The 9073-nt window shown below is 71.0% G+C and carries 7 protein-coding genes; 5 read left to right on the plus strand and 2 right to left on the minus strand.

The features are described 5' to 3' along the window. Positions 1-358: 358 nt before the first annotated feature. Both ACFWFR_RS14295 and ACFWFR_RS14300 read left to right on the plus strand, forming a co-directional pair. Positions 359-601: a LuxR C-terminal-related transcriptional regulator gene (locus ACFWFR_RS14295; RefSeq protein ID WP_191801852.1), complete on the plus strand. Its 243-nt coding sequence runs from the start codon at positions 359-361 to the stop codon at positions 599-601. 135 nt (positions 602-736) lie between these two features. After that, positions 737-1165, plus strand: coding sequence for a (deoxy)nucleoside triphosphate pyrophosphohydrolase (locus ACFWFR_RS14300; RefSeq protein ID WP_191801854.1), 429 nt, complete (start codon positions 737-739; stop codon positions 1163-1165). Here ACFWFR_RS14300 and ACFWFR_RS14305 read toward each other — a convergent pair. Beyond that, a complete protein-coding gene (locus ACFWFR_RS14305) occupies positions 1134-1718 on the minus strand; it encodes an AAA family ATPase (protein ID WP_377623395.1) in 585 nt (194 codons plus the stop codon). The genes ACFWFR_RS14300 and ACFWFR_RS14305 overlap by 32 nt on opposite strands. A gap of 44 nt (positions 1719-1762) precedes the next feature. Continuing rightward, positions 1763-2905 (minus strand): PrsW family glutamic-type intramembrane protease, encoded by a 1143-nt coding sequence (locus tag ACFWFR_RS14310; protein ID WP_377623396.1) that lies wholly within the window; start codon positions 2903-2905, stop codon positions 1763-1765. Between the two features lie 317 nt (positions 2906-3222). On the opposite strand from ACFWFR_RS14310, the gene ACFWFR_RS14315 reads away from it, so the two are divergent. The 3 genes from ACFWFR_RS14315 (at position 3223) to ACFWFR_RS14325 (ending at position 9046) form a co-directional block, all read left to right on the plus strand. Further along, on the plus strand, positions 3223-4419 hold the full coding sequence (locus ACFWFR_RS14315) for a sensor histidine kinase (protein WP_377623397.1): 1197 nt from the start codon (positions 3223-3225) through the stop codon (positions 4417-4419). Then, on the plus strand, positions 4416-5081 hold the full coding sequence (locus tag ACFWFR_RS14320) for a response regulator (protein WP_191801858.1): 666 nt from the start codon (positions 4416-4418) through the stop codon (positions 5079-5081). Before ACFWFR_RS14315 ends, ACFWFR_RS14320 begins: the two co-directional genes overlap by 4 nt. Positions 5082-5641: 560 nt before the next feature. Beyond that, positions 5642-9046: a PQQ-dependent sugar dehydrogenase gene (locus tag ACFWFR_RS14325; protein WP_377623398.1), complete on the plus strand. Its 3405-nt coding sequence runs from the start codon at positions 5642-5644 to the stop codon at positions 9044-9046. Positions 9047-9073: the final 27 nt, after the last annotated feature.

Consider the following 9073-nt stretch of genomic DNA (forward strand, 5'->3'; position numbering starts at 1 on the left):
GTTTCGCGACGACGTCGCGGGCCGGCCCTCCGAGGCGTCCCGGGGTGCGTTCGGGTTGTGAGTCACGCACGCTCGGCCCAAACTGTGAGGCGGGTCACAATTCTCGTCGCAACGCGACAAGGGTGATCTGGGACACATGGGAGATACCACCTGCTACCGCTCGTCGCGGGTAGAAATCGCTCTGACCAGCGGAAATGCACCGTACCTGCGATGCTCACGCGCCGCTCGGCAGAGCAATCCAGATTGAGGGTGAAAAACCGCGTCATGAATCGACGACTGGGCCATCTCTCCCAGTAGCAGCAAGGCGCCGGATCGATCCATGACGCGATGGAGAGACCGGTCAGCACATGGAGGAAGCATGAGCATCATCGAACTGGCCCGGACCGAGTCGCCGGCAACCCAGCTCTCAGCCCCGCTCACCCGTCGTGAGCACGTGGTGCTGTCGAACCTCTCCGAGGACATCACCCTGGAGCAGATCGCCACCAAGCTGTTCGTGACGCGCAACACCGTCAAGTCGCAGGTGCGCAGCCTCTACCGCAAGCTCGGCGTCTCGACCCGCGCAGAAGCGGTCGAGTGGGCCAAGGCTGCCGGGATCCGCTGAGCCGGTCCCGCACCGGCACCGTCGCCCGCCGACATCTGTCGGCGGGATCGTGAGCCTCGGCCGGGTCGCCGCGTGTGACCAGCCGGACACGTCCCGGGACCTGTCCCGTCATGTCCGGCGTGAAACACTCCGCGTATGACTCTCCGCCGACTCGTGGTCGCCGCGGCCGTCGTCGACGACCTCGCCACGCCCCGCCTCCTGCTCGCCGCGCGCCGTTCCCGGCCGATCGAGCTGGCCGGGCGCTGGGAGTTCCCCGGCGGCAAGGTGGACCCGGGGGAGACCCCCGTCGAAGGGCTGCACCGTGAGCTCCGCGAGGAGCTCGGTGTGCAGGTCGAGCTCGGAGCCGAGCTCCTCGGGCCCGACGACGGGGGCTGGAACATCACGGACCGTCACGTCATGCGCCTGTGGCTCGCGCGCGTCGTCGCCGGTGAGCCCGAGCCCCTGGTCGAGCACGACGCGCTGCGCTGGCTCCCTGCGGGCGAGTGGGAGAGCGTCGACTGGCTCGACGGTGACGTCCGGATCGTCGAGGCGCTCAGCGAATGGGTCGCCAGGGAAGCCGTCTGACCCAGGTCTCGACCTGCCGTCTGCTCCGCAGCCGCACGAGCGCGACGGGCGGGTCCTGCCGGGCCGCGACCACCGGGAGGTCGCGCAACGAGCGTCGCGTCGACCACGCCCACCGGACGATGTGGTCGGGGTCCGTGAAGATCGTCCAGAGCGACGGCTCGACGTTCCCGTTCCACAGCACCTCCTTGTGCCGGGCCCGGCGCACGGTCCTCGTCACGACCTGACGCATGGTGGTCAGGGTGGGGAGGTCGAGCCACACGACGAGCTCGGCCTCGTCCAGCAGGAGCGGGCGCACGGCGCGGTACTGCCACTCCATGACGAACGCCTCCTGCCCGACGGCGGCCCGCACGTCCTCGACGAACGTCGCCCGGGGAGTCCAGTCGGGTCCGTGGAAGAGCGCGTCGATCTCGGTGTGCGGCAGGTCGAGCCGTGCGGCGAGCCGTCGTGCAAGGGTCGTCTTGCCCGAGCCCGAGACCCCGGCGACGAGGATGCGGCAAGGGATGTGCCCGAGGTGCGCGACGACGTCGTCCTGGGGTCCGAGGGTCGAGTGCACCCCGGGACACTACCCGACGCCGTGCGGGTGCGGCGTGCGAGGAGTCAGCCGTCGGCGGGCTCGCGGGCGGGGGAGTCCTCGGCGGGGGCATCGGCGGCCGGTACCGACTGCTCGCCCAGGTGCTTCGGGGTCCAACCGGTGCTGACGGCCCCGATCATCTGCGGGGGAGTGTGCTTGCGGGCCCACGCCTTGAACACGAGGTACATGACGATCACGAGGACGTACCGGAGGTTCGCCAGGAGCAGCTGGACCGTGGGCTCGCCGCACCCGAGCGTGGCCGACGTGTCGTTGAGCGAGTGGACCACCATGACGAGCAGGATCCCGCCGAGCGCGGCAGGCGTCCCCTTGCGGCCGTACAGGTGCCAGGCCCGCCACGCGATCGCGACCGCGATGCCCGTGAAGAGCCAGTGGAAGGGCGAGACGCCGAAGATGCGTGCGACCTGGGCTGCGATGACCGACGTGGTGGTGACGGCCGGGGTCTCGCCGCCGCAGAAGGCCGGCCCGGACGCCGCGGCCGTCTGGTACGCGTAGAGCGTGGTCTCGGCGATCGCGAACCCGAACCCGGAGGCCAGGCCGATCGCCACGCCCACGCGCGGGTTGCGGTAGGTGCCGAGCAGGAACAGGGCGATGGGCACGAGCAGCTTGGCAGTCTCCTCGGTGAGCCCGACGAGGTTCGCGGAGAGCGAGATGCCGCCGATCGAGCCGGTGAGGTTGTTGAGGTTCATGCCCACGAGGAAGGTGGCGCCGGCCGTGGCGACCGCGACGGCCACGACCTGGCGGAGCCCGATCAGGTCCCGGAGAGCGAGCTGGCGGTCCACGAACCCGTAGAAGGCCCAGCAGACCAGGGCCATGGCCACGAAGCTCGTGACGGCGATGACGTGCACGTTCTCGGTGGCCCGGTAGAGCGTGGTCCCCGCGAGCAGCACGACGGCCGCGGCGACCAGCGCCCAGACCCATCGCCCCCAGAAGCGTCCGCGGAAGTGGTGGCCGCGGTCGGCCGCCTCGCCGCCGTCGGTGACGCGGGCCGTCCAGGCCTGTCCGTCCCACAGCCGGCGCCGTGGTGACCTGGCGGCGGGGTCGGGGAACCACCGGGCCGGGGGCGCGTCGGTCGGCCGCGGCGCCAGGCGCCAGGCGGCGTAGAAGCCGGCGACGAGCAGGACCGCACCGAGCACGTTGAGCAACATCATGACTGCAGCCAATCACTGAGATCTGTCGACGAACGGAGGAACCTCACGACACGCCGCCGGTCGGCCCGGCGGTGGCTTCTCGTGTCCTCATGTCTCGAGCCTCTCGCGTGCCCCGATGCGGGACGTCGGTCCCGGTGGTGATCTTCCGACCGACCCGTACTGCGTGCGTGGTAGGCGCCCGACCTGCGCGGACACGCCCGCGGGCGCCAAGCCGCAGGTATCGTCGAACGGTGGAACCTGCCCCCTCGCGACCGACCGGCACGAGCCGTGCGCGGGTCGCCCGGGCGACGGCGCGCTGGAGAGGACTTTCCCTGCCGGTGCGCGACGCCGTCGGGGCCGTGGTCGTCCTCGTCGTGCTCGCCACGCCTCAGGTCGTCGCGCCCGAGCGGTACCCGAGCACCGTGGTCTCGGTCGTCGCGCTCGTCGTCGCGTGCGGGGGACTCGTGTGGCGTCGGACGAACCCGCTGCTCGCGGTGGGCGTCGCCCTGGCCGCGATGGTCGGGTCCGCCGCGATCGACGCCGACTCGTCGCTCGCGTTCGGCCCCGGGCTCGTCGCGATCTACTCGGTCGCGGCCTACGCCGGGCGCCGTGAGGCGGTGCTCGCGACGCTGGCCACCGTCGTCGCGTACCCGGCGGTGCTCGTCCTCGTGGGCGGCCTGGACCCCACGGGTTCCTACGTCGTGCTCGTCGTGGTCCTGATCGTCCTGGCCGCAGCGCTGGGCGCGGCGATCGGCGCTCAGCGCGCCGTCGTCTCCTCGGCACGCGACCGTGCCGCGCGCGCCGAGGAGAGCCGTGAGGCAGAGGCGGCCCGCCGCGTCACCCAGGAGCGGCTGCGCATCGCGCGCGAGCTGCACGACGTCGTCGCGCACCACGTGGCCGTCATCAGCGTGCAGGCGGGTGCGGCCGAGGCGCTCTTCGACAAGCGCCCCGACATGGCCCGGGAGGCGATCGGCCACGTGCGCGACGCGGGGGAGAGGGTCCTGTCCGAGATGTCCTCGCTGCTGCACCTCCTGCGGGACGACGACGAACCGGGCGACGCCACCCCCGCGCCGGGGGTCGCCGACCTTCCGCGCCTCCTCGACGAGGTGCGGTCCACCGGCCTCGAGGTCGTCGAACGGACCACGGGCGCCCCGCGCAGACTGCCCCCGGTGCTGGACCTCACGGTCTACCGGGTGGTCCAGGAGGCGCTGACCAACGCGCACCGGCACGGCACCGGGCGGGCCGACCTGAGCGTGGTGCACGGTGAGGGCTCGGTCGTCGTCGAGGTCGTCAACCCCGTTCCGGGACGCCCGGGGCAGGGCGGGGCCGCCCTGCACGGGAGCGGCCTGGGGCTCGTGGGGCTGCGGGAACGTGTGGCCGCGGTCGGCGGCTCGGTCGAGACCGGCTCGCGCGACGGGTCCTGGGTCGTGCGGGTCCTGCTCCCTGTGCCCGCCGTGCCTCTCGTGCCCGCCGACGATCCTGCTCGGTCCGGTGCCACCGACCCCGCGCAGTCCACCAGCCAGGAGGCCCCGTGACCGTCCGTGTGCTCGTCGTCGACGACCAGGAGCTCATCCGGGCGGGCTTCGCCGCGCTGCTCGGGGTCAGTGACGGGATCGAGGTCGTGGGGGAGGCGGCCGACGGGGCCCGGGCGGTCGAGCTGGCACGAGACCTGCGGCCCGACGTCGTCGTGATGGACCTCCGGATGCCGGGGACGGACGGGATCTCCGCGACCGCGCAGATCGTCGGCGACCCCGATCTCGCGGAGGTCCACGTGCTCGTCCTGACGACGTTCGAGGACGACGAGCACGTGATCGGAGCGCTGCGCGCCGGCGCGGCCGGGTTCCTGGGCAAGGGTGTGCGCCCACAGGTCCTCGTGGACGCGGTGCGCACCGTCGCTGCGGGGGACTCGCTCCTGTCCCCGCAGGCCACCCGGAGCCTGATCGCGCGGGCGGTCACGACCGAGCCGAGGCCCCGCGTCGACGGCGAGGCCTTCCGGTCGCTCACCGACCGTGAGCGCGAGGTCGTGCTCCTGGTCGCCCAGGGGCTGAGCAACGACGACATCTCGGCGCGGCTGCACGTCACGCCGCTCACGGCCAAGACGCACGTGAACCGAGCGATGTCGAAGCTCGGGGCTCGTGACCGGGCCCAGCTCGTGGTCCTCGCGTACCGGTCAGGGCTCGTCACGGGCGAGGCCTGAGGACCTGCAACGGGCTCTGGCGGCGGGCGGGCTCCGAGGGTTCGGTCCCGGCGTGGAGAGGTCGACCTGACGCGCGGGCCGGGCCCCGCGCGTCCTGCTCGTCCCCGGGCGACGCCGTTCGGCGTGCGGACCGTTCGGAACTGTGCCCTACTACTGAGCGGTAGGTTTCAACTTTTGATTGACAGGCGATAGAAGTCGGCCTAGATTCCTACCAGGTGGTCGAGGAAGACCATCTCGGTAGCAGGTAGATACACCGCATTCCAGGAACTTCCGGGCCGCTCACGCTGTGTGAGCGTTCATCCGTCGGGGCGACCCGGCGTTCAGCCGGTGCCACCCGACAGCGATGACGGAGAACACCACCACTCGACGGCGAGGGGAGGACGACGACGGTGGCGAGGGCGGGAGTGCCCGGGGAGCCACCTCCACGAGACACAAAAGACCGGACCACCCGTGATCCCGCTGTCTCAGCAGCGAGCGGTGGCCCGGTCCGGCGATGAACCCCCATGAGGAGCTGCATCACTGTGAAGTCTATTCCTGCACGAAGGACCGCGAGATCAAGGGTGGTCGCCGCGTCTCTCGCGGGCGTCCTGGCCCTGTCGGGCCTCGCGGCCGCGACGGGCCCCGCGACGGCCCACGACGGCGTCGACCACGGCAGCGAGCCCGGCGCGGAGGCCGCGCTCGACTGGTCCAACTACGAGAAGATCCTGCTGACCAAGGACGTCGGCGAACCGATCGACCTCGCGATCCTGCCCGACGGCAAGATCCTGCACACCGCACGCAACGGCGACGTCCGGCTCACGGACCCCGAGACCGGTGTCACCGCCATCACCAACAAGATCCCCGTCTACGCGAACTCGGAGGACGGTCTCCAGGGCATCGGGATCGACCCCGACTTCGCGGAGAACGGCTGGGTCTACCTCTCCTACGCGCCCCTGAGCGGGACCCCGACGGGCTCGGCCCCCAACACGCTCCCGGCCGGTGCCGACGAGAGCTACTGGGACCAGTGGAAGGGCGTCAACCGGCTCTCCCGGTTCAAGTGGACGGGCACGGGCCTCGACCTGGCGTCCGAGCAGAAGATCATCGACATCGAGGTCCAGCGCGGTCAGTGCTGCCACGTCGGCGCAGACATGGACTGGGACGCCGACGGCAACCTCTACCTGTCGAGCGGTGACAACACCCCCGCGAGCGCGCCCGGTGCCAACGGCTTCGCGCCCAACAACGACGCGCCCGGCATGAACCCCGGACTGGACTCGCGCCGCGGCGCGGGCAACACCAACGACCTGCGCGGCAAGATCCTGCGCATCAACGTCCAGGAGGACGGCTCCTACACGATCCCCGAGGGCAACCTCTTCCCGGTCGGTACCGAGAAGACCCGCCCCGAGATCTTCGTGATGGGTGTCCGCAACCCGTTCCGCATCGACGTGGACCCCGAGACGAACAGCCTCTCGTGGGGCGACTACGGCCCCGACGCGGCCAACGCCGACCCGGCACGTGGCCCCATGGGCTACGTCGAGTGGAACACCGTGAGCCTCGACGACCCGCACAACGCGGGCTGGCCCTACGTGCACGGGCCCAACGCGCCCTACAACGAGTGGAACTTCGCGACGAGCACGCCCGGGGCCTTCTTCGACCCGGCCGCGCTCAAGAACAACTCGCGCTGGAACACGGGCCTCGTCGACCTGCCCCCGGCACGCGAGGCGACCCTCTACTACGGCGACCGCCCCGGCGACCAGCCGTGGGACGAGCTCGTGAACTTCGGCACCGGCAGCGGCCAGGCGCCCATGGGTGCCCCCGTCTACCACTACGACGCCGAGAACCCCTCGACGTCCAAGCTCCCGGAGTACTGGGACAACAAGGCGTTCTTCGGTGAGTTCTCGCAGGACTACCTCGCGGCCTTCACGGTCGACTGGGAGACCTACGAGGTCACGCACATCGAGGACTTCACGCCCAACGCCCAGCTGGCCAAGAACGCCCAGCCGCTCAACGACAACATGATCGACATGGAGTTCGGCCCCGACGGCTCGCTCTACGTGCTCGACTACGGCGACGGGTTCTTCCGCGCCAACCCGGACGCCGGCCTCTACAAGGTGTCCTACGCCGAGGGCAACAAGGCCCCGCAGGCCCGCTTCACCGCGACCCCCAACTCGTCGTCCGAGGCCCCGCTCACCGCGGCCTTCGACGCGAGCAGCTCGAGCGACCCCGACGGCGACGCCCTCACGTACCAGTGGGACTTCGACGGCAACGGGACGTTCGACGCCACGGGAGTCACCGCGAGCCACACGTACACGACCCTCGGTCAGTACAACGCCCGCCTGCGCGTCACCGACGCCAAGGGCAAGTTCACGCTGACCTCCAAGGTCATCTCGGTCGGCAACCAGGCCCCCGAGGTCACGGTCGACTACCCCGGTGACGGCTCGTTCTTCAGCTGGGGCCAGGCCGTCCCGTTCAAGGTCTCGACGAACGACGCCGAGGACGGCACCGCGACGGCCTGCAACCGCGTGGCGTGGACCTACGGTCTGGGCCACGACGAGCACGCCCACCCCGAGGTCTCGGGCACGGGCTGCACGGGTGCCTGGAAGACGTCGCCGGACTCGCCGCAGCACGGTGAGGGCGCGCACATCTACGGCGCCGTCGTCGTCTCCTACACCGACAACGGCCACAACGGCCTGCCCGCCGCCCCCGGCGAGGCGACCGTCCAGCTGAACCCGTTCGTCCAGCAGGCCGAGCACGCCAAGAGCAAGGGCGTCGTGGCCTACGAGGACGAGACCGCAGGTGCCGGTCAGGCGATCCGTGGCCTCGGCAACGGTGACCACCTGTCCTACAGCCCGGTGAACTTCGCCGGGATCACGGGCGTCAAGGTCGTCGCCAACGGTGGCGGGCAGCTCCAGCTCCGCTGGGGTGCGGCTGACGCCGCGCCGTTCGCCACGGCCCAGATCCCCGCCGGCGCAGGCTGGAAGGAGGTCACGGTGCCGTTCACGAACGCCCCGCAGGGTTCGGGCACGCTCTTCGTGACCTCGGCCAACGAGCTGGCCGTCGACTCGTTCGACTTCCAGGGCGTGGGCGTCGGCGACGTCAAGGCGCCGACGATCAAGCACACGCTCGACCCGGCAGCGCCCACGGGCGTCGGCGGCGTCTACAACAAGGCCGTGCGCATGAACCTCGACGTCAAGGACGACGGCGCACTCGCGAGCGTCCAGTACTCGACCAACAACGGCCAGTCCTGGACGAACGTGGCCGCGGCCAGCGGCGCGTACAGCGTCAACTTCACGACCAACGGCGTGCGGAACCTGCAGTACCGCGCGACCGACACGGGCGGCAACGTCTCGGTGGTCGGGTCGGTCTCGTTCACGATCGACCTCGCGGCGCCGAACGAGCCCACGGTCTCGTCGGTCACCAAGGTCGCCGTGCCGGCAGCCCGCGTCTCGTTCGGGGCACCGGGCGAGGCCACGGTCACCGTCACGGGCGAGGGTGGCACGCCGACCGGCGACGTCGTCCTGACCTCGGGTGACACCGAGGTCGGTCGCGGGACCCTCGTCGACGGCGTGGCCACGGTCGCGCTCGACCCGACGCTCGCCGTCGGGACGCACACCCTCAAGGCGAGCTACCAGGCCGACCAGGTCTTCAAGAAGTCCTCGTCGACCGTGCGCCTCACGGTCGCCGCGGCCTCCTCGACCGTCTCGGGCTCCGTCTCGCCCAACCCGGTCAAGCCGTCGATCGCCGCCAAGGCGACCATCTCGGTCGAGAGCTCGACGGGTGTCGTCGCCACGGGCGACGTCACGGTCACCGTCAAGCGCAACAACGCCACGGTCGCGACCCGCACCGGGACGCTCGACGCCGAGGGCGACGTCGTCGTGACGCTCCCGAAGCTCCCCGAGGTCGGCACCTACAAGGTCGAGATCGCCTACCAGGGCTCGACCGGCGTCACCAAGAGCGCGACGTCGCTCAACCTCACCGTCCGCAACTAGGCACGTGGTGGCCCGGGGCTCGCGCCC

Origin of the sequence: Oerskovia sp. NPDC060287 (assembly GCF_042726775.1) — a bacterium.
GTDB lineage: Bacteria > Actinomycetota > Actinomycetes > Actinomycetales > Cellulomonadaceae > Oerskovia > Oerskovia merdavium.

Coding starts and splice junctions, on each gene's coding strand:
- ACFWFR_RS14300 (WP_191801854.1), top strand. CDS start 737: ATGACTCTCCGCCGACTCGTGGTCGCCGCGGCCGTCGTCGACGACCTC.
- ACFWFR_RS14295 (WP_191801852.1), top strand. CDS start 359: ATGAGCATCATCGAACTGGCCCGGACCGAGTCGCCGGCAACCCAGCTC.
- ACFWFR_RS14310 (WP_377623396.1), bottom strand. CDS start 2,905: ATGATGTTGCTCAACGTGCTCGGTGCGGTCCTGCTCGTCGCCGGCTTC.